Source organism: Psychrobacter sp. CLB018 (assembly GCF_041222815.1).
In the GTDB taxonomy this organism is placed as follows: Bacteria; Pseudomonadota; Gammaproteobacteria; order Pseudomonadales; family Moraxellaceae; genus Psychrobacter; species Psychrobacter faecalis.
This window is the reverse complement of record NZ_CP166085.1, coordinates 759,275-781,702: the sequence shown is the minus strand read 5'-3', so window position 1 is coordinate 781,702 and position 22,428 is coordinate 759,275. Positions and strand designations below refer to the sequence as shown.

General features: G+C 41.3%; 18 protein-coding genes. 3 read left to right on the top strand and 15 right to left on the bottom strand.

Annotated elements, in window-relative coordinates; genetic code table 11:
- Positions 1-237: 237 nt before the first annotated feature.
- From AB8P72_RS03485 to AB8P72_RS03450, 8 genes are all read right to left on the bottom strand, one after another.
- The gene (locus tag AB8P72_RS03485; protein ID WP_369957998.1) at positions 238-1,977 is read right to left on the bottom strand and encodes a hypothetical protein; all 1,740 of its coding nucleotides are present in this window, start codon (positions 1,975-1,977) and stop codon (positions 238-240) included.
- On the bottom strand, positions 1,974-3,272 hold the full coding sequence (locus AB8P72_RS03480) for a lipopolysaccharide biosynthesis protein (RefSeq protein WP_369957997.1): 1,299 nt from the start codon (positions 3,270-3,272) through the stop codon (positions 1,974-1,976). The genes AB8P72_RS03485 and AB8P72_RS03480 overlap by 4 nt, the downstream gene beginning before the upstream one ends.
- Positions 3,269-4,303 carry an NAD-dependent epimerase/dehydratase family protein gene (locus AB8P72_RS03475; RefSeq protein WP_369957996.1) on the bottom strand — a complete coding sequence of 345 codons (1,035 nt, stop codon included), beginning with the start codon at positions 4,301-4,303 and terminating at the stop codon, positions 3,269-3,271. Before AB8P72_RS03475 ends, AB8P72_RS03480 begins: the two co-directional genes overlap by 4 nt.
- A gap of 39 nt (positions 4,304-4,342) precedes the next feature.
- Positions 4,343-5,620, bottom strand: a complete 1,278-nt coding sequence (gene tviB, locus AB8P72_RS03470) for a Vi polysaccharide biosynthesis UDP-N-acetylglucosamine C-6 dehydrogenase TviB (protein ID WP_369957995.1) — start codon at positions 5,618-5,620, stop codon at positions 4,343-4,345.
- A 63-nt stretch (positions 5,621-5,683) separates the two neighbouring features.
- Positions 5,684-7,645 carry a polysaccharide biosynthesis protein gene (locus AB8P72_RS03465; protein WP_369957994.1) on the bottom strand — a complete coding sequence of 654 codons (1,962 nt, stop codon included), beginning with the start codon at positions 7,643-7,645 and terminating at the stop codon, positions 5,684-5,686.
- Between the two features lie 52 nt (positions 7,646-7,697).
- On the bottom strand, positions 7,698-9,962 hold the full coding sequence (locus AB8P72_RS03460) for a polysaccharide biosynthesis tyrosine autokinase (protein WP_369957993.1): 2,265 nt from the start codon (positions 9,960-9,962) through the stop codon (positions 7,698-7,700).
- Between the two features lie 45 nt (positions 9,963-10,007).
- Complete coding sequence (locus AB8P72_RS03455) at positions 10,008-10,439, bottom strand: low molecular weight protein-tyrosine-phosphatase (RefSeq protein ID WP_369957992.1); 432 nt, start codon at positions 10,437-10,439, stop codon at positions 10,008-10,010.
- Between the two features lie 34 nt (positions 10,440-10,473).
- Entirely contained in the window at positions 10,474-11,580 is a 1,107-nt protein-coding gene (locus AB8P72_RS03450; RefSeq protein ID WP_198328964.1) for a polysaccharide biosynthesis/export family protein, read from the bottom strand.
- Between the two features lie 367 nt (positions 11,581-11,947).
- Here AB8P72_RS03450 and rluB point away from each other — a divergent pair, with 367 nt between their 5' ends.
- Positions 11,948-12,874, top strand: a complete 927-nt coding sequence (gene rluB / locus AB8P72_RS03445) for a 23S rRNA pseudouridine(2605) synthase RluB (protein WP_201542683.1) — start codon at positions 11,948-11,950, stop codon at positions 12,872-12,874.
- A 99-nt stretch (positions 12,875-12,973) separates the two neighbouring features.
- On the opposite strand, the gene AB8P72_RS03440 is transcribed toward rluB, so the two are convergent.
- The 3 genes from AB8P72_RS03440 to AB8P72_RS03430 form a co-directional block, all read right to left on the bottom strand.
- Entirely contained in the window at positions 12,974-13,531 is a 558-nt protein-coding gene (locus tag AB8P72_RS03440; RefSeq protein WP_369957991.1) for a hypothetical protein, read from the bottom strand.
- Positions 13,532-13,602: 71 nt separating this feature from the next.
- Positions 13,603-14,256: a hypothetical protein gene (locus tag AB8P72_RS03435; protein WP_369957990.1), complete on the bottom strand. Its 654-nt coding sequence runs from the start codon at positions 14,254-14,256 to the stop codon at positions 13,603-13,605.
- A gap of 323 nt (positions 14,257-14,579) precedes the next feature.
- Positions 14,580-15,353 (bottom strand): hypothetical protein, encoded by a 774-nt coding sequence (locus AB8P72_RS03430; protein WP_369957989.1) that lies wholly within the window; start codon positions 15,351-15,353, stop codon positions 14,580-14,582.
- Positions 15,354-15,546: 193 nt separating this feature from the next.
- Here AB8P72_RS03430 and AB8P72_RS03425 point away from each other — a divergent pair, with 193 nt between their 5' ends.
- Positions 15,547-16,149, top strand: coding sequence for a LysE/ArgO family amino acid transporter (locus tag AB8P72_RS03425; protein WP_369957988.1), 603 nt, complete (start codon positions 15,547-15,549; stop codon positions 16,147-16,149).
- Positions 16,150-16,237: 88 nt separating this feature from the next.
- Here AB8P72_RS03425 and AB8P72_RS03420 read toward each other — a convergent pair whose 3' ends face one another.
- The 4 genes from AB8P72_RS03420 to AB8P72_RS03405 form a co-directional block, all read right to left on the bottom strand.
- Positions 16,238-17,620, bottom strand: coding sequence for an NAD(P)/FAD-dependent oxidoreductase (locus AB8P72_RS03420; protein WP_313205993.1), 1,383 nt, complete (start codon positions 17,618-17,620; stop codon positions 16,238-16,240).
- Positions 17,621-17,955: 335 nt separating this feature from the next.
- On the bottom strand, positions 17,956-18,561 hold the full coding sequence (locus tag AB8P72_RS03415) for a MarC family protein (protein WP_207161740.1): 606 nt from the start codon (positions 18,559-18,561) through the stop codon (positions 17,956-17,958).
- Positions 18,562-18,871: 310 nt separating this feature from the next.
- A complete protein-coding gene (gene nadC, locus AB8P72_RS03410; RefSeq protein WP_369957987.1) occupies positions 18,872-19,732 on the bottom strand; it encodes a carboxylating nicotinate-nucleotide diphosphorylase in 861 nt (286 codons plus the stop codon).
- A gap of 202 nt (positions 19,733-19,934) precedes the next feature.
- Positions 19,935-20,969, bottom strand: coding sequence for a hypothetical protein (locus tag AB8P72_RS03405; RefSeq protein WP_369957986.1), 1,035 nt, complete (start codon positions 20,967-20,969; stop codon positions 19,935-19,937).
- A 319-nt stretch (positions 20,970-21,288) separates the two neighbouring features.
- Between AB8P72_RS03405 and nadA the strand changes: the two genes are divergently transcribed.
- Positions 21,289-22,428, top strand: coding sequence for a quinolinate synthase NadA (gene nadA / locus AB8P72_RS03400; RefSeq protein ID WP_369957985.1), 1,140 nt, complete (start codon positions 21,289-21,291; stop codon positions 22,426-22,428).

Sequence of the window (22,428 nt, the reverse complement as noted above, 5' to 3'; positions counted from 1 at the left end):
CGAATCCTAAAACATAAATTATGGAGTGAAGAGGAGATAATATAACATGAACATTTTTCACCAAAAATCTTAACTACTTTATCTTATTTCGAGTGGTTAATCCCAAACCTTTCTTGTCTTTTAAATTAAAGCCTGCAAGATATAGGATATTCAAAAAATACCTCCTTGTAAATAAATTATGACCTAAGTGTTTCGTCAAAACATAATGTATAAAGTATATTTAAAGCTTATTATAAACTATTTCATTAAATGTAATACTGTAAGCAAGTTAACTCTTTGCTCTAAAGTTAAAGATTTATAGTTAACTTCATTACAAACATTAGAACTAAGCACTTGTTCTTCATATTCTTTTTCTATATTACAATCTATTTTTTTTGATAGATTTTTCCAATTAGTCCAAGACCCATCCACTTTTTTTACATTTAAAGCCTTGTTAAAAACCCTTTTATTCCACCTAGGAAGTTGCAAAAAACTATTTAAATACCACGGATAATAAGGTAGACGACCATCTCCATGAGGAATTAGCTTACTGGCTTTAAGTGCTGGCTTCAATGCTTTATGAAATAATTTCCTATTAAGTTTCCATTGAGTAGGAACCATAGCAGATACTTTTACAACATCTTTGCTTGTAAACACCTCATAACTTGGAAACAATCTTCGGTTTACTGTTATGTTTGGAAAATCCACATGCATTGTTATTGGCCATACATTAAACCATTCATAGGCACTATCTTTCCTTAAAGAGCTAACATAGCTATAATGAATTGCACGACGTTTATTAATCTCTTCTAATATATTACTTCCAAATACTAGTGAATTATTTGAGATAGTTCTATCAGTTCCTTTAATAAAGAATTCGGGTAAGAAATAAAATCTTTTATATGTTTTATTTTTTTTAGAATGATGAGCTTTAAGTAAAGTATCGGATAAAAAACCACCAAATACGGCTAACTTTTTGTCTGCACCCGATTGCTTTGCTAAACCCAAGGTATGAGCATTAGTATATTGCTGGCCATTACCTACCAGCTTACTGGCTTTAGGTAGGATATCTAAGTAGTGCGTTGGACTCCGTAAAATATAGTTAAACTCACAACCGTAAGCATCAGAAACACGCTTGGCTAATTTAAACTCTCTGTTCTTTGAGTCAACATAAATATACGCATCGCGTTTTAGGCGTTCAGGCAGCAAGCCTGCAACAGAACGTGAGTCTTCTCCCGCACTAATGAATTGACCTACTTCAGTCATTGTTTCAGTAATACGCTCAATATAACCAGCTAAACCTATACGTAATGCTATTGCAGCTTCATTAATATTTTTATAAGAATTAATCTCTAAAGGCTCCCAATAAGGAGTTCTTTGCTCTATATTTTTACTATTATTTAAAAGCCATCTATGCTCAGTGGCTGGTGCTAGCTGAAATAAGTTTGAATAAAGTGTATGCGGATAAGTCACTATACTATGAAGAATAAAATCAGCGACTGATACCTCATCTACATTTTTATTTTGATTTGCTATCTTAGCTACTGTATCAACATGTGTGCCTAGACAAAAACTTATATCTAAGAGATATTGATAAACAGGTATGAACGTCATTAGGTCTGTATAACAGAATATTTCAGCTGTATTTTTATTAACTATAAGAATAACAAAAGGGCCACTTAGATCCTCTGACCAGTCCGCTGCTCCACTTTGCCAACGCTGTAAAATAGCTTGAGTAGCTTCCGTAGGCTGTTGTGCGTTAGTTAGAAAGTGGTTGTCTCGCCAATACAGTACAGGGCCACCAATAACTACACAGATATGAGATTCATCTTCATAAGGTGCAAAACCATTGTAAGGTCCTAGGGTAACTGCAAGAGCTCCCCAAGTTCCCGAATACTCTTCAACTTTAACCAACTCTGGTTCTGGCATTAGATCTTTTAACGGCTTTGCAAGTTGGTGTATTGCTTGCTCATTACGACAAAATAAGAAATCACTCATATTGCTATTTGCTCCTGATCAAATCTTTTTGCGGCAAAAAACGTGCTAACGATTAGATAGATGTTCAACACTGCTCCCACTATGCTAAATACAGCTACGGCAGTTAATGCACTAGCAAAATAGAAAAAACCTATATAAATCGCAACTATACGTAAACACACACTAACTACTTCATAAACTAAAAACCAGCGCTGCATTCTAAATACAGGTATAGAAGAAACTGATGGACGATTGATGAGTGCAAAGAATAACCAAACTGATAGCCACTGCGCATACTGTCCTGCTGTCTGCCATTCTTGTCCAAATACAAAATCAAATAAAAGTGGACCAAATACAATTACTATTAAGAACGGCCATATACCAATAATAGTTAGAGCTGCCGTAGCTTTAACAAGTAAAGGCAAAGTTTTATCTTTTGCCAGCACTGCTTCATTAAAATGTGGATAAAAAACACTTTGTACTGAAGAAGCTAGCAAAGTTGAAGGTAAGCTTAATACAGTTCGAGTGAGGGTATAAAATCCAGCAGAAGCTGGACCAAAAAAAGCAGTAAGCATTAATATAGGTAGGCTTTGAGATGCTGCGTTCAATACAACTTGCGGCATACGGTATAAAGGGAAATCACGATACTCATACGCAACATTTTTTAACGACACACTTTCTTGGTTCTCAGTAACTGATGTAGTAGTAACCTTACTTCCAATGTAGCCTGTTAATACTGAACGAACAGCTATAGCTAATGTATGAATGCCAATCAATACACCTGCTAATGGGGCATATAACCCTGCCAATGCTTGTGAACCGTAGTTGATAAAGGAGTGAGCTATAGAAACCTTAGCAATTCCTTTAAATGCTTTTTTACGTATTAACCATTGCTGCGCTATGTCTTGGCAAGAGCTAAAAAACATCACTAAAGGTATAAAAAACATAAAACTAATTAAACTAGCCGCGCCTAGCTTAGGTATTATCCAATCACCTGCTAGCAACAGGACTACAAGCACAAATAAACTCATAATCACTGTAATCAGTAACGATAATTTAACTAGAGCTTTAGCTTTGTTATCATTTTCAGGCAATACAATCGCAATAGGGTAGGCTAAAGTAGCTAGGGTAGTCAAAACAGCTGTTAGAGCAATAAATGCACCAAGTGTTCCATATACTTCAGGACCATAGGTGCGGGTAATAAATGGAATAAAAGCCATACCAATGGCTTGAGCGCCTACTGTACCGCTAGCAACCACTAGCACATTTTTAACTAGGCGATTTTTCCAAATTGGTTGTAGTTTACTTTTTATCATTTTAAGCAAAGTTTCTGTACATACCAAGGCATAGCTTTCTCAATACCCTGAACAATATCAAACTGTGGCGCATAGCCTAATGCATTTTGAATTTTACTAATATCAGCCTGACTATGACGCACGTCTCCTGCCCTAAAATCTCTATAGACCGGGGCTTGAGTGTAACTAACGCCATTAGCACCTAAATGCTCTTTAAGTGCTAAGAACAGCGTATTAAGGGTAGTACGACCGCCCACAGCTACATTGTAAACCTGATTTTTAGCTTCTTTAGTAGCAGTTGCGGCCAAAATATTGGCCTGCACGGCATTTTCAATAAAATTAAAGTCACGACTAGTCTCGCCGTCGCCATTAATGAATACTTCATCACCTGCGATCATAGCAGCCGTCCACTTTGGTATTACCGCTGCATAGGCACCATCTGGTGTTTGACGCTTACCAAAGATATTGAAATACCGCAGACCGATCGTCTTAAAGCCATAAGTACGTGAGAATACATCTGCATATAACTCATTGACATACTTAGTCACCGCATAAGGTGATAACGGATTGCCAATAGCATCCTCGACTTTTGGCAATGCTGGATGATCGCCATAGGTTGAGCTACTCGCCGCATAGGTAAAGCTAGCTACCTGAGCATCACGAGCTGCTACGAGCATATTTAAGTAGCCAGAGATATTGGTATCATTGGTATTAATAGGATCAGCGATAGAGCGCGGGACTGAACCTAGAGCTGCTTGATGCAGCACGTAATCAACACCTTGACAGGCTTTCGAACAATCAGTTAACTGACGAATATCACCCTCTATAAAAGTAAAACCTTCCCACTGTTCAGCGCTTACTAAACTTTTTACTTCATCTAAATTATGCTGAAAACCTGTGGCGAAATTGTCTAACCCAACCACTTTTTGATCAAGCAATAATAGTGTCTCAAGCAAATTAGAGCCGATAAAGCCCGCTACTCCTGTGATAAGCCAAGTTTTAGGCGTCTGTACTAATGTTTCTTTCACTTTATTGTAGGTTGTCGCTGTCATAGTATTGCTCGCATGCTGTTATTGTAAGACTATATAGGCTTATAGACGGATATCTGTGTCTTCTTTGGCGAACACATACTTCAGATCATATAGCACATGATTATGTTTACCTAAACTTCTTATATGCGCTACGCCCATATCGACAAACTCACTGTGAGCTACTGCTAAAATAATACTATCATAGCTATTGGCTGTAGGCTCATTGACAGGCTTAACACCGTACTCTTTTTGAGCCTCTACAGCATCTACCCATGGGTCGTACACATCGACATCGATATTATATTCTTGCAGCTCGTGTACGATATCAATAACCTTAGTATTACGTACGTCAGGACAGTTTTCTTTAAAACTCAAGCCTAATACCAGAACCTTGGCACCTTCAACTTGAATACGTTTTTTAATCATGGTTTTGACCAACTGCGTGACCACATACTCACCCATGCTGTCATTCAAGCGACGTCCAGCCAATATAATTTCTGGATTATAACCAATCGCTTGGGCTTTATGAGTCAAGTAATAAGGGTCTACACCGATGCAGTGACCACCGACGAGACCTGGACGAAACGGTAAGAAATTCCATTTGGTACCCGCAGCCTCTAACACTGCTTGAGTATCTATGCCCATTTTATTAAAGATTACCGCGAGTTCATTAATCAGCGCAATATTGACATCTCTTTGGGTGTTTTCAATCACCTTTGCCGCTTCTGCTACTTTGATGCTTGCTGCTTTATGAGTACCTGCCGTAATAATTAAATTGTATACTTCATCGACGAAATTGGCGACTTCAGGTGTTGAGCCTGCCGTTACTTTTAAAATATTGGTAACGCGGTGCTCTTTATCACCAGGATTGATACGTTCAGGACTATAACCGGCATAGAAGTCTTGATTGAAGGTTAATCCCGAGACTTTCTCTAACACCGGAATACAAACTTCTTCGGTGGCGCCCGGATAGACAGTCGACTCATAAACGACGATATCGTCTTGTTTAAGAAGGCTACCAATAGCTTCTGAGGCTTTAATTAAAGGCGTAAGATCAGGCTGTTTATAATCATCGATCGGTGTCGGGACCGTGACGATAAAAAAATTACAGTCTTTAAGCGCTTGTATATCTGAGCTATAACTCAAATGTAATGCTTGAGTTAGCTCTTCATCACTAACTTCTAAGGTATGATCTGTACCTGCGGCAAGTGCCGAGATACGCTCAGCATTTATATCAAAGCCGACGACCGGAAGATGCTTACCAAACTCAACCGCTAATGGCAAACCGACGTAGCCAAGTCCGATAACCGCTATTTTTATATTCTTGATATCTAACATAGTGTTCCTTTGTTCATCTAACCAGTTTTATTTAACTATAATATCTCAGGCATTTACTGAGAGTTATGCAGCTTTAGTTCCTTCTTGATAACCCGCGACGAACTGCTTAAACCGCTGCTTTAGCCAAGGGACATCAAACTCTTTTTGTTTTTCATTCAACTCAAACAATACCGATTCAAGCTCATCTAATGGAAAGCTATGCTCTATTGCTTGCATGATCAATGGATGATAAGTCGATTCAATGTTGTCTTCACCGATGATCAGCTCTTCATAGAGCTTCTCTCCAGCTCTAAGACCCGTAAAGATTACTTCGATATCACCTTCAGGATGGGCTGCATCTTTAATATCAAAACCACTTAAGTGAATCATTCGATGCGCTAGATCAACGATTTTAACGGGCTCGCCCATATCGAGGACAAACACTTCACCACCCGATGCCATCGCACCTGCTTGGATGACTAAGTTTGCCGCTTCTGGAATCGTCATGAAGTAACGAGTCACATCAGGATGGGTGACTGTAATAGGTTTCCCTTGCTCAATCTGCTTAGTAAATAATGGTACTACAGAACCTGACGAACCTAGGACATTACCAAAACGTACCATACTGATACAGGTCTGGCTATTTAACTGGCTCAACGCTTGGCAAACTAACTCTGCTAAACGCTTAGATGCGCCCATCACATTGGTCGGTCTTACGGCTTTATCGGTCGAGATCAGTACAAATGTTTCTACATTTGCTGCAATCGCCGCTCGGGCACAGTGATACGTGCCTTTGGTATTATTAATAACGCCTTCAAAAGGATTATGCTCTACCATTGGCACATGTTTATAGGCGGCTGCATGATAAACCGTTTGGATGTTATAGAGATTCAGTATTCTAAGCAGGTTCGATTCATTGGTGACATTACCGATGACTGCAACGATTTTAATGTCTTGATAAGCAGGCGTATTTGCTTGCTTAATGGTTAGCTCTTGATGTATGCTATAAAGCGCAAACTCAGACAGCTCATAGAGTACTAGGCATTTTGGCTTATTCTTGATTACTTGACGACATAGCTCGCTACCGATAGACCCACCAGCGCCTGTAACTAACACGCACTTATCTTTAATATTCATCTGTAGCAATTTTTCATCAGGTTCGACAGTCTGTCTGTCTAGCACATCTAAGATATCCACTTTGCGCATACTACTGACGGTCACTTTTTCGTCAGCGATTTCTTCTAGACTGGGCAATTCTTTTATTTTTATAGCAATGCCTGAAAGTTTGTCTATAATCTGTCTTTTTTGCGCGCGGCTGATAGAAGGAATAGCCAAAAATACCTGCGCAATATCTAATTCTTCTACTAAGCTTACTAAATCATGAGCCGGATAAATCTTTTTACCGAGCAAATAAGCACCAGCAAGCTGTGGATCATCATCAACATAAGCCACAACATTATATTTATGTGAGTTTCTTAAACCTTCTAATAAATCTCGACCAGCCTCTCCGGCGCCGTAAATAACAACATTGTCATAAACACCATCGTCTTTAAGGCGACGCTGAGCTCTACCGCTCCAGCGCATTAAAATCTCACGAATAATAAGACGACTATTCCATAACCAGATAAAGAAGAAAAACAGAAATATAATGGGTACGGAGCGCGGTATATCTTCTAAAGGATTTAAATAAATGACGATCTCATAGACCACCATAAGCAAAAAGAACAGCTTTGCCACACTACCCATAACCGTATCTAAAAAACCACGTGCTACGCCTTTATAGAAACCAATCAAATATAAACCGACGATGGGCAGCGTACCATAAGATAATAATATGATAGGGCTAATGTTATGAGCGATATCACCGTAGCGCAACGACAAAGCTAAGAACAGGCAAGCTAAAGACATTGCCAAGTCTGTAGTGAGTAAAATCGCTCGTTTTACACTACGGGGCAACGATAACAAGTATTCAGCTATACGTTGTAGCCAGCCAGTTTTGCCATGAAGTGATGGATAATCACTTGACGGTTTTGAATTAGTAGACATAACACTCAACCACTTAAAAACGTGAATTTTGGTAGAATTTTCAAAAAGCTAACTATTGGTTATTACCATAAGCATAACTATAGTGATAACTATATTTGCTCATAATCCCTTGTTGTACATCGTTGAGAATGATACCGTCGACCTTTATATTGGCTTTATTCATCTGATTAACCGCATAAACCAGCTGTCCTTCTATAGAATCGTCGTATCTAGTGACCATCAATACTTTATCCGCGTGCTGGGCTAATATCATAGCGTCAGAGGCAGCCAATACTGGTGGCGAGTCGATTAAAATATAATCATAATGCAAATTAAGCTCTGCCATTAAATGTTTAAAACTACCATTAGCTAACAATGAGGCTGGATTACGTGGATGCTGACCACGTGGCATAAAGTCAATATTATCTATACCAGTCGGATGAATAAAGCTTGCTAGGTTATTAGTCTCTTGACTGGTAACAACTTCTGCAATTTGGGCGTTAGATTTTAATAAATGAGTCTTATCCTGTGACAAATAATCTCCTAGACCATTATCTTGGCTCATACTAAACATTCTATGTAGCTCACCCAAGCGCATATCAGCATCGATAATCAGCACTTTTTTATCTAACTGCGCAAATACCTCTGTCAGATTCGCAGAGATAAATGACTTACCAACACCTGGGCTTTCGCCAGTGATTAGAATGACTTTGGCGCGCTGACCCGCCCGCCCTTCTACTGGCATTCCGAACATTAGATTTGTTCTTAAGCTCTTAATAGCTTCATAGCTCAAACTATTATTATCAACATAAGCCAACAAACGATTGGGTGCTTTCTTATTTTTACGTAGTCTGGTCAGTAGTGGCGAACGTGGAATCGTTGCTACTACAGGGACGCCTGTTTTACCCTCAATACGCTCAGGGTCTTTGACCACATTTCTAAGCATGTTTTTAAGCAGTACCAGCATCGTTCCAAGCATCGCTCCTAACAGCATCGCCAAGACCATTATTAATAGTTTTTTTGGTGCAATGGCTTTATAAGTACTGATAGGCAAATCAATAATACGAGCAAAACCAATTTGACCCGCTTTAACGATTTTTAACTGTTCATAGTTTTTAAGTAGCGTCAGATAGATCTCTCTATTAATCGTCGTGTCAGCTGACAGTTGTAAAAACTCTCTTTGTATCTCAGGTAAACCGGCGATAGTATCGTCTATCTCATTTTTTCTGGCATTAAGTACCGCCAGTTGCTCATTGATCTGGACAACCAAAGGGTGCTCTTCTGTGTAGTAAGTTGTGAGATCCGCTTTTTTAAGCTTCAATTCATTGAGTTGGGCATCGATTTGCGAGTTTTCTGTCAATAACAACTCTGCTTCTTTGCCTACATCAATAGTGCCGTACTTTTTACGGAAATCATTAAATACTGCTTCAGAGTCTTCCAGTTTTTTCTTTAACGTTGGAATCTGAGTTTCCATAAAACTAATGGTTTTAGTAGTTTCTTCGGAGCCACGAGACTGATTTTGATCAATGTAAGATAAGACAATTTGTTTTAATATCAAGCTGGTTTGTTGCTGATTAGCACCCGTCATAGATAGCTGAATAATGCCTGTCTGCTTACCTTTTTCAACCACAGATAGGGCGCTATTTATCTGGTCAGTCGTGGTTTGAAGAGATTGCTTGGTAATATTCACCGAGTAGCCATCAGCTGGAAGATCATTGACTGTGATTTGAATCTGACCGTCTGTGCCTTTAAATAAATGGCCCTTACCGATCTGACCTTTAAAATCATCAAAACCATTAGTTAACACAAATCCTGTCGCGGAGCGTGTCAAAGTAAAAGGTTGATTTAAATACTCTTGTGAGACATTAAATTGGCTAATTTTTACTTCACCATCTTCGGTTTTAAGAGAGACACCTTCCGGTTTATTTATTTGAGTATCCGTACTATTGCTCTTGATTCTATCCAACGCGCCAATATTAGGATCGGACAAACGAATTCGTAGATGTAACAAATTAACCACTGGCTCTAAGATCATACGCGATCTTATCAGCTCAGCCTCTGCTTGCGCTTTACTGACTTCAGAGCCAATCAGCTCAGAAATATCCGCACCTAATGCGGCAACGCCTTTAGAATTCTCTTCAATTTGGATCAGTGCATCCGACTTAAAAGTAGGATTGACGTATCTGCTATACAAAATCCCTATTACCAATCCTAATACAGCAAAAAACACAATGACTTTCCAGCCACGCAAAATGGCAAACAGTAGCGCCATAAGATCAATTTCGTCGTTATCTTCTTTGGAAGCAGCGTTTGATAAGTTCTTTGAATCTGTATTCATAACTGTATGGTCATCACTTAAGGTTAATCGTTTAATAGCAGCTATTTAGCTAATTTTATCGGCCCACTGTTCTAGGCTAACAACAATATCTTGATATGCTGTCTGAAACGCACTCATCTCATGTTTATAGGGGTCGGCAATATCTTTATCTTGCCAATGACCGAGCTTAAAAGTCTTGCCGCGACAAAACGGCCAGCGCTCTTCGATCCATTTGGTCTGACTGTCTGACATAGTAAAAATCAAATCCGCTTTTTTTGCCAAACCTTCGTCAATTTGTTTGGCGACATGATTAGTGATATCTATTTCTTGCCCTGCCATAATCTCTAGCGCGGCAGGATCTGCAGAGTGCCCGACTAAAGCCCCCACCCCTGCAGAATCGATATTTTTATGAGGGTAACGTTGTTTTAATAACGCTTCTGCCATGGGACTACGGCAAATATTACCGACACACACCACTAAAATATTATTAAATGCCATAATAATTATTACCTATTATCTATAAACCCAATACCTATAAGCCTGAGAGCGACCTGATAGCTGACGTAGAAGGTAAAATAGCGCTGATAACACGATTCCAACGCGTTAAGCCAGTTGGATCGACATAAACAATATCATTCGGGTGCATCTCGAAACGATTGGCTAGCGCAAAGCTGGTGATGGTCTGCATATCTACATAGTAAATATCTGTCGCTCGTGTATTTAAATTATCACGAACCACATATATTTTAGCCGCATTTGCCGTAGCAGAATTAAGCCCTTTAGACTCACCCAAAACCTGCGCCAAACTAATACCTTGCTCTAAAATAGGCACTGGCTCTACTTGACCGAACTCACCTAAAACATATACTTTATTACGATCTTGACTATTGACGTGGATAGAGTCGCCATCTCGCAGGTAAATTTGGTTAGCAGAAGCGCCCATTTGGCGCAGCGACTCCAGTCCGATGTTATAGCTAGTACCGTTACGGTTTAGCACGACATTATTTGAGTCGCCCGTAGGAGTGGCTCCGCCGGCCATAGAAATTGCGCCATAGAGCGACACAGGCACATCAGCAATAGCAAACTCGCCCGGTTGTTTTACCTCACCATCAATAAAGAATTTATTGCCACGGTAGTTAACGATTTTGACCTGCGGGTCTGAATATTTAAGATAACGTTGCAGTTGTTTCTGTAAATTGGCAGTAAATTGTGGCACGCTCATGCCACTGGCTTTAATACGTCCAATAAGTGGAAACTGTACAAAACCTTGTTGATCAACAGGGAAGCCCAAAGCATAAGGGTTGGCAGTGTTACTACTATTTGTCAAAGGCGGCGCAATCTCTGGATACCCTACTAGCGTAATACCTAAAATATCACCTTCCGAGATTCGGTAATCAACTTGCCCAGAGGTTCTTAGCAAACGCGTTAAATCGCTACTAGGAACAACGGCCTGCTTCGGTGGTAGCGTCGCCAAATTTAACGGCTGCACATTAAACTGTATACCACTCGCAGCTACGAATGAACCACTGGGCGGCAGATCACCAGATTGTAGGCCAGAGTTAATGCTGGAACAGCCTGAAATCAGACCTATCATAAGCACAGACGCCACACCTAATAACTTTGATGAATTGAAGAACATAAAAAAACCTTTATAAATCACAGATATAAGTAGCGTCTAGCAACGAGCGCAATTGAGACAACTATACTAAAAAGTTACACCAACCATAAAAAAAGCAAAGCCATAATAACATAGGTGGTTAAATAGTGAATAATAATAGGCTATTTTTGGTAAAAATTACGTAATAGTAACAATTAGTTTATATTCATTTCTTATGAAGCTTTTAATTTTTAATGTCAATTAGGGATACTTAATAAAACATCATCTATTCGTTAATTATAATAGCCTTAAAAGCTAATCTTAAACATAACTTCGATAAATAGCGTATAATACTCGGTCCAATTTCATACATTGAGAAATGTAAACCCACCGACTCAAGGATATCGTTATGAAAGATGAAAAACTGCAAAAAGCACTCGCCCGCATGGGACTTGGCTCACGTCGTCAGATGGAAGAAGTCATTAAAGCAGGTCGTGTGACTGTTAATAATGGACCCGCAACCATCGGCGACCGCGTCGAACAAGGCGATGAGATTCGTGTTGACGGTCGTCAGATCAAATATACCGCTGAAAACGAAAAGCGTCGTCGCGTTTTAGCTTATTATAAGCCTGAAGGCGAAGTATGTTCTGCCAATGATCCAGAAGGACGTCCAACGGTTTTTGAGCGTTTACCAAAGCTGACTCATGATCGCTGGGTCATGGTTGGGCGCTTGGATATTAACTCAACTGGTCTGCTCTTATTTACCAATGATGGCGAGATGGCGCACCGCTTGATGCATCCGTCTAGCGAAGTGACACGCGAATATGCCGTACGTGTACTTGGTGAAGTCACTCCTGATATCGCCCGTACATTGACCGCTGGCGTTATGTTAGAAGATGGCATGGCACAGTTTGAAGACATCAAAGAAGGTGGCGGTGAAGGTGTCAATAAATGGTATCATGTCAGGCTCAAAGAAGGCCGTAACCGTGAAGTGCGCCGACTGTTTGAGTCACAAGGTCTTAAAGTGAGCCGTCTATTACGTACGCGTTACGGGTCGATTGCGCTGCCAAAAGAGCTGCGTACCGGTCGATTCCTAGAGCTCGATAAAAAAGACATCAATACCTTAACCGATTTGGTCAGCCTACGCCCACGTCACGGTACTGGATTGCACGGTGCGGCTAAGGAAAAGCAAGAACGTATCAAAAGCAAGCCGCTTAAGGCGCGCCGTGTTGACAGTCGTAGCGATAGCCGTCCTAGCAGTGCAAAACCTAAAAGCAGTGGTAGCCCTGCCAGTCGCGGTTCACGTAATACCCGCGATCGTAACAACAAGCGTTAATCTGGCACAGATTAATCCTAGCCGATAAAAAAGCGGTCAATGATTGATTCATTGACCACTTTTTTTATGCGTTTTTTAAGAGTATCACTCACTTTAGGCTTAGTCGTCATGACTATGAATATAATTTTTCATCACGCGCAATTCTTGTAGGTGCTGCTCCTCCATTCGCTCTAACAGCCCATCTAAGCGCTGCTCAATGCTGTCCAATACCTCTTGTAACAGCCTACCTGCCTCAGCCTGCTTCTGCCCATTTTTAGTACGATTGCTTATATTGATATTTGCTAAATAATAATGACTGGCCAACATTTCGGGTAAGCGGGTATGTAGCATTTTATGTAAAACAAATTGTTGCTCGTTAATGGCTGAAGTTACATCTTGCGCTTCTAAATCGTTTTGGTAGTTGTGATAGTTTGCTACCTTTTTATCAATATTCTGTAATTGTCGTAGCTGCTTATCTGATAAGACTTCTAGATGTTTTTTATTTAAATCTAGCTGTTGCCAATTGAGAGAAGTTAACAACAGGGGCGCATTACTATCTTGATAGGTCAGCACGCCTGGAGTAATGCCAACCATTCTATGCAATGCGTACCAGCCCTTTCGACCCAAATAAAAGACGCCGACAGTGGTAACCACACCAACGCCTATTAATATACTCATGTCACTTTACTCTTCTTTCGACTTATTTCAGCATAAACATTTCAACTTGAGATGTTATTATCATCTCTCATTTATAGCTTAATATTTTCTATATCAGTTTCTTTACCAGCTGAATTTTCAATTGCTTGGACTTCAATAGCGCTATTATCAATTTGTTGTAGTCTAGAATTGCTGGTTGGGTTATTAAAACGCTGCTGCAAATATCGATTGGTCGCCAGTAGCTTTTGTCCATCTTGATGATAGGAGGCATTGAGCAAGTCATCAAACTGGGTATTAATCGTCCTAAGCACTTCTAATAGCGCCTCTTTGCCCGTGACATCAGAATGCTCAATTTTCGTGGTATCAGCAAGGGCGCCGTTCCCAACATCTAAGTCATGCAAGCGGCGATAATCGGCTACCGCTAGTGGCACATGCCTATCCATTAGATTTTGAATCATAACGTAGGTTTCATTGACAGTATCTTTATCATCAATTTTACCATCGTTATTGGTATCGCCATAAATTACCCGCAGCTTCTCGCCCTTATCATTGATTTGATCCAGCGCTGTTTTGACTTCAACTGGCAAGCTTTTTTCAGGTATATAACCCAATTGCGGCATCGCTTTATACTCAAGCATTTTGGGCGCCGTGACTTTTTTGATACCACGATATCCAAGGTACAACCCAGCTGCTGGCAGCACGCCATATAAAACAAACATCACGAACATTGCAGTCAGTTGGGTCATTTGGGTATCCTTGTTGTTTAGTAGAAATGATTGGCAAATTTATTGTTATTTTCGATAATACTTAATCATTATTATTAAACAAAAAAATAAGGCTGTATTAAAGCCTTATATTGTTATGTATTGCGCCGATTGTGTTTATAGTTATTTTCAAACAAAACAGAAACATGAAATTTTTACGCGATACTGGAATAAACTTTCCTAGCTTGCTGTGCCTGCGCCGACAGAGGCTGCGAAAAATTCATTCCAGTGTTTCTGTCTCGTTTTTATACTGAATCCACAATAGCAATACTAACGACTTTTAAATAATCCTCGTTAAATTCAAGTTAGCTTTGCGTACGGCTTTTGACATAACGGTGCGTTGAAGCCAGTTTATTCATCACCGTTTGATGTAATTCTTCTAATAACTCGTCAAGCTCGTAATCGATGTCTAAAAACAAATCCGTGAGCATATCGCCAGCGGTCATTTTTCCTTGGACGACATTATTTTTAGTGCGATGCGGGCTAAAGCGTTGCAGCTGCTCATAATGATGCAGCGCTTCAGGGATACTTTCAGACACCAGCTTATCAATGACAAACTGGCGCTCATTATGTTGCTGCTGTTGCTCGGCATTGAGCTCGCTACTCCATTCACGGTAACGCTTTAGCTTACTATTAATCCGGTCTAATATGGCGACCGCTTCAATCGGCATGGCATTTAGGGTGGCTGCATCGACCACATCAACAAGCTCAGTCATAATCGGACAGCGTCCATGTTTAAGATACCATAAGGTATCTGGGTCAAAAGGAGGTCTATTGATCGGGCGCATTTGGGCGCGATTGGCTAGATAGCGATCGGTCAATGGCGTCGGCGTGCGAATATCATTCACTTGTGCTAAGGCATCACAAATACGCTCGCTACGCTGCGGCTCGCTAAGCGAAGAATTTGAAGCTGAAGTATCCATGCTTTCTTGATTATCGCTACTATTATCGCCTTGCTTATTTGCATTATTAGAAACTTCTTTAGCGGCAGCTTGCTGAGCATTTTTGGCAGCGATGGTTGGCAGGTCATCTTGGGCTTGCCCGAACGACTGTAGCATTCTTGTCAGACTTATGACCATGACCTACCCTGCTCCTCGCTTATTCTTTATTCATTGCTGACTAATATTTCTGAATAGTACTGATGACTTGGTAGCATCTATTGCAGCAAACACATTGCATTCGACTATTTTATCCCTTATCTTAACAGCTTTTTCGGGCGCTGCCAGTAAGCAAACGTCACTGTTTCGATTGTTAAAGGATAAGGCCATTATCATGAACTTCACCGATTATAGCGCCGGGTTTTTGCTTGGTTTATCCTTGATTATCGCCATTGGTTCACAAAACGCCTTTGTCCTCAAACAAGGACTGAAACGCGAACACATATTTTTCGTCTGCTTATTTTGCGCCATCAGTGACGCGGTTTTAATTTCTGCTGGTGTCGCTGGCTTCGGTGCGGTCACAGCGCACTATCCACAAGTTGTGAACATCGCTAAAATTGCTGGCGTCGTATTCTTGCTAGGCTACGGATTACAAAGCTTATATGCCAGCGTACGCCTATCGCATGCGCTCACCATCGATGGTCAGGTGGTCACCAGTTTAAAAAAAGCGCTGTTATTATGTTTTGGCTTTACTTGGCTTAACCCGCACGTCTATCTAGATACATTGGTGCTGGTCGGCATGGTTTCAACCAGTGCCAATAGTAAATTGGCATTTGCAGTCGGTGCGGTCAGTGCGTCGTTCTTTTTCTTTTTTGCATTAGGCTATGGCGCGCGCCTGCTCAGACCTTTATTTGCCAAACCAAAAGCTTGGAATATATTAGACGCTTTGGTAGGGTTTTTAATGCTGTATTTAGCTTGGCATTTATACCAAAGCTAACCATGTATTCAGTGCATTTAACGTTAAAAACGAAAAAACCAAATACGCTATGAAACGTATTTGGTTTTTTATTTATCAAAGCAAGCATTTATGCTACTTTTTTACGCTTTTTAGGTTTAACAAAGGTTAAGTTTAAAAAGTGCTCAAGTGAATCATCAAGAATGTCTAACCATGGCTCTGGTAATTTAGGTGCCATGGTCCCCGTTAAAGTAGAACGATAGGCCTTTTCTCGAAAGGTCATGATGTTTTCAGCTTTATCTTTTTGCCACTCTTTCAAGATTTCACCCTGCTTTTCAACGGCAAATTCTGGATAATCGGTAGCATTGGTCAAATCGCGAATATAAGCGGCTTGAAAGTCAATTGAATCACTAACCGTCACGCATTTGGCATAAGTTGCGAGCCATTTTTGCTCATCTGCTTCACGCGCTGCCAAATCGGGCAATTCGATATCACCCATAATCACATCACGTGCATACCATGCTTGCGCATCGAACATATTAAAGGTGAAATACTGGTCTTGCATGCCCAAATAAATCAGCTTTGGGTTTGGCTGCCAAAAGATACCTTTATAAAGGTTGGCTGGATACAAGCAGTTGTGCGTCTGCAAACGTAGCTCATCTGGCATAAACGGGAAATGAAATAAATAACCGGTGCACATGATAATAGCGTCAAACTTTTGGCTCGTACCATCGGCAAAGTGCGCGACATCGTCTTCAAAATGCGTCACTAATGGCACTTCTTTAATACCCTCAGGCCACTCATAACCAAGCGGTTGACTACGATAGCTGATGGTCACAGATTTGGTGCCATATTTGTAGCACTGGGTACCAATATCTTCGGCAGAATAGCTACTACCTACTAATAAGATATCTTCATCTTTAAATTCTAGCGCATCGCGGAAATCATGCGCGTGCAAGATACGACCTGGAAAGGCTTCTAAACCTTCAAAATACGGCATATTTGGCGTAGAGAAATGACCAGTCGCTACCACCACGTAATCAAACTCTTCGACTTCTTGCTCATCGGTTTTATGATTCATTACCGTCACGGTGAATTTTTGCGTGTCATCATCAAACGACACCCAGCGCACGGGGCATTCAAAGCGAATATATTTTTGAATATCTTGTTTATCGATACGACCCATGATGTAATCTTTTAGGACTTCACGCGGCGGGTACGATGGGATGGCTTCACCAAAATGCTCATCAAACGAATAATCGGCAAATTCTAAGCATTCTTTGGGGCCATTTGACCATAAATAGCGGTACATACTGCCGTGCACGGGTTCACCGTTCCTATCTAAACCAGTACGCCAACTGTAATTCCACATACCACCAATGGCGTTTTGCTTTTCATAACACACGATTTCAGGTAAATCCTTTACCCCGGCTAAACGAGCCGCTTCAAAAGCACGTAACTGTGCCAAACCACTTGGACCTGCCCCTAAAATTGCCATTCTTTTCTTACTCAAAACTGACTCCTATAATATTGTTGTGCTCCTATCATAACATATTTGTATGGATAACGTTTTTAATGCAGACTTTTGGTGATTAATTGGAATTCGCATAATGATTTGCAAGATATGAAAAGGTGTTACTAAACAAACTTTTGGGATAAGTATGAGTATTTTTCAGCAACTAGGCAGGTTTGACTACTTTAGGAAGTTTTAGACTTTAACCCCATAATAAAAAGACCATGTTTTTTTACACGGTCTAAAAAATACGGATATATCTTAAAAAAGAAGGGCTTAAAAAAGGACAGGTAAGAGCCATTAGAGAAGTAAGTGGCAGACAAGAAAGGTAATAGTTACACTAAATCAGGAAATAAGGTACGTAGTCCATTAACGATAATCTCGATAGAAACTGCTGCAAGCAACATACCCATGATACGACTCATGATATTAAGTCCAGTATCGCCCAATAACCGACTGATACGACCGGCAGCCATTAGCGCCACATAACAAAATAAGCTGATAAATAAACCAGCAATCAAAATCGCAGAGACTTGCAAAATACCGGTGACCTGTGATGAATAGATAATCACCGTCGAGATACCGCCAGGTCCAATCATCATGGGAATGGCAATCGGAACTACGGCAGCAGCCATCGTTGGCGGCGCACCTTGCAAATGGTCAACATCAAAGTTTTCTTGATCGGGCTTAACCGGGTTACCTTCGCCATTCATCATATTTAGGGCGATTAAAAATACCAAGATACCACCTGCCAGCTGGAACGAACCAATCGAGATACCTAACGCTTTTAGCAGCGTCTCACCTGCTAAGGTAAAAAAGCTGATGGTGATAAAAATCGTCAAACAAGCGATGCGCGCCACTTTACGGCGATTATTTAGCGAGTAGCCGTGAGTTGAATCCAAAAACAACGTCAAAGCGCCAAAGGGATTAATCAGTACCATAAAGGCTAAGATTATCTTGATAATTTCAGTATCCACTGAGCGCTCGCTTATCTATTGGTCAAATCAGGCAAAAGATAAGGTCACTATGCACAAGTAGAGGCACAGGCAAAGATGACCTTATAATCGGTAGCAGCGGCATTGTAGCATAGGCAGATAAGTCTATTAAATCATTAACTTCGCTTAATTTGCCGTCCTTACCAATTCAATAGCATATCCGTACAAATCTGCCCTTTTAATCACCTATTTAACCGATACCTATGCCATAAAATTAATCAAAAGCTTTAGCATCGATGTAGACCAACCGTTAGTCTTAAACATTAAAATCGAGACCAATATCTAAAGCCGTGGTACTGTGCGTTAAATAACCCATGGCAATGAAATCAACGCCCGTTTTTGCAACAGCTTGCACGGTTTCAGGGGTGATACCACCTGAAGCTTCAGTTTTGGCGCGACCTTTACACATGGCGACCGCCTGCGACAATATCTCAGGTGCCATATTATCTAACAGTACCAAACTCACGCCAGCATCTAGCGTTTGCTCTAACTGATCCAAGGTATCGACTTCGACTTCTATCGGAATGAGATGCCCAGCAAAGTTTTGCGCTTGCTGAATGGCAGTTTTGATGTCACCGGCGATAGCAATATGGTTGTCTTTGATTAAAATCGCATCATCCAATCCCAAGCGATGATTGCGCCCGCCGCCGCAGCGCACCGCGTATTTTTGTATGATACGCAACCCAGGAATGGTTTTACGCGTACAGGTAATTTGCGTTGGGTATTCTGCGACGCTATCGACAATTTTTTTGGTATCTGTCGCAATACCACTGAGATGAGTCATAAAGTTAAGCGCGGTACGCTCTGCGGTTAGTAAATTCCGCGCGTTACCACGCACTGTTGCCAGTACCGTACCCGCTTCGACCGTCGCACCGTCATTGACTTTGGCAATAAACTCGATTTGCTCGTCAATCAAAGCAAAAGACAAACGCGCTAAATCCATACCACAAATCACACCTGCTTGGCGCGCTTTGATCTGTAGTTGCGCTTGCATATCTGCTGGGATAGTCGCTTGTGAAGTCACATCACCGCGCCTGCCCAAATCTTCCGTTAAGGCCGCTTCTACCAAAGGTTTAAGCAATACTTCAGCCAATGCTGGCTCTTGTTTAACTGTCATGTTTGACCCTTATTTTGCCTGATATTTATATGCGCTCTATGCACTTAAGAAAATATAGTTAATTAAACTCAAAATGAGCATAAATATAGCGCAAAGTACAAAGCCTCGCAAGAAAAGGGTGTAAATTAATAAAATGAACCAATATGATTTAGCTTTGATATGAGTATTTAGCGTCGGTATAGGAAGGCTTGTGCAGTTGATGCTATTTTCGTTTAGGCAATTTACTATCCATCAGTAAACTTTGTAGCTCAATATCATGGCGGAAGCGATAGAGCTTGGCAGGGCGACCGCGCTGAGCGCTACTACTCTGCCCTGTCTCCATGACAAGTTTTTGTGAATCTAGCAAACGGCGGAAGTTTTGCTTATGTAAAGGTACGCCTGAGAGCGCTTCGACGCTTTGTTGCAGCTGCGATAAGGTAAACACATCCGGCATCAAACCAAAGATAAGCGGTCGATATTCAATTTTTGCACGCAGTCTTGAGATCGCAGTCGCAATGACGCGGCGATGGTCGTAATACATCGGTACGCCGATTAACTGCGACCAATTTTTTGGCAACTTCACTTGGTGACTTGGCGGATAAGTCGGCGCTTCAGGGATTAATCCTGCTTCATAAAGCATCTCATAACGCAGCAGTACATGCTCGGCCACCCATTCTCTATTTTCATAAGTTTTATCAGCATTTAATGCTTTGTCCGTATCTTTGAAATCATCAACTTCTAAAGTTTCCTCACTGATTCCCCAGCATAAACCAATACGCTGACGGCGGCGCTGCTGCACGACCGTTTCTGCTGCGCTATCCGCCCAGCTTAATAACGCCGGCACAATATGATTCATAATCATACTTGGCATACCATCCAAGTGATTTTCCCATGGGAAATAATTGTACCAATCGCGCCACAATGCTTGGCTTGGCAGCTCCTGCATTTGCGCTTCTTGCACCAAGCCTAGGTAGCTCACATAGACAAGCGCATGACCATCGACGTTGCGGCGATTGGTATCTACGAAAGTATAAAGCTGCTCTAAATAACCAAGCGGCTGCTGCGTTTGCTCCTCGACCCATTGACGTACGCCCGCTTGCAAGGAGCGATGTAATGGCATCAATGGCCCATTGGGCAAGAGCTTGCCTTGGTCAACCGTTAAAACGCGCGCGGTGTGCTCAGTAATCGCTACCAGCACGGCGACCACTTCTGTGGTGCCGCTACCTTGTTGATGCGAATGTGAATAAGACAACGTCATGGCTTTAAAGGTGTCCTTTATGTCTAAACGTGAAATGAGCGTTTTTAAAATGAAGTGTTTATAACCATGCTTAGTATAGCGTGAATCGAAAACTATCATAGCCTGCCGTTGTAAATAGACGATATCGGAAGCAATAAAAAAGACAGCGAGCAAGGTAAGTTTTGAAGAATTACGTATCATTTTAGAAGCAGGTTATAAAAAATACTTGTATTTATGCTCAAAATGAGCATAATTGTTAAAACTTGTTATTTAACCATATTTAACTGACTCACTTTTAGCGGCTATTGGCTTGCCGTTATCGCAGCAAAGGTTTGCACTTATGAAAATTTATCCTTACGATGCGCCCATCATAAGCACTGATAATCGCATTGCCACTCAGATGAATATCGAATACGCCAAAGCGAAAATACCTGCGGACTTACCGCGTGCGGAACGACTTGCGGTTGAAGAAAATATCAAGCAATTGCTAAAAGAACATAATGCAGTATTGGTTGCCCATTACTATGTCGACCCTTTTATACAAGATTTGGCATTAGCAACCGGCGGCTGTGTGGGGGATTCGCTTGAGATGGCACGCTTTGGTCAAGCGCATAGTGCGCAGACATTGGTCGTCGCGGGTGTGCGCTTTATGGGTGAATCAGCAAAAATTTTAAGTATGGAAAAAACGGTACTGATGCCAGACTTGGAAGCGGAGTGCTCGCTCGATTTGGGCTGTCCGGCTGATGAGTTTTCCGCATTTTGTGATGCTCACCCTGAGCGTACAGTGGTGGTTTATGCCAATACTAGCGCTGCTGTGAAAGCCCGTGCCGATTGGGTAGTTACGTCATCGGTTGGCATCGATATCATCCGCCATTTGCATAATAATGGTGAAAAAATCATTTGGGGTCCTGACCGCCATTTGGGTAAATATATCGCACAAGAGACTGGCGCGGATATGCTGCTCTGGCAAGGTTCGTGCCTCGTACATAACGAGTTTAAAGCTACTGAGCTGCTGCAATTAAAAGAGGAATACCCAAACGCCAAAGTATTGGTGCATCCTGAGTCACCTGATAGCGTCGTAGCGCTGGCCGATGTGGTCGGTTCAACCAGTAAGCTGTTGCAATCAACGTATGAGATGGATGCCGATACCTTTATCGTTGCCACCGACTTAGGCATCTTGCATGAGATGCAAAAGCGCTCGCCACATAAGCGCTTTTTAGCTGCGCCAACGGCTGGTGAAAGCGCCAGTTGTAAAAGCTGTGCTTTTTGTCCATGGATGGCAATGAATGGCCTGCAAGGTATTGAACAGTGCTTGACCAATCGTAGCGGTGAAGTCCTCATGACGCCTGAGCTGGCAGCAGCAGCTAGAAAACCTTTACAACGTATGCTTGATTTTGCTGAAGCGCAAAAACAACGTGTGGCCGCGAGCGGAGATATCGTCAAAGACCGCGAATTATTTGCCAATGTCGGAGCGGCCTAA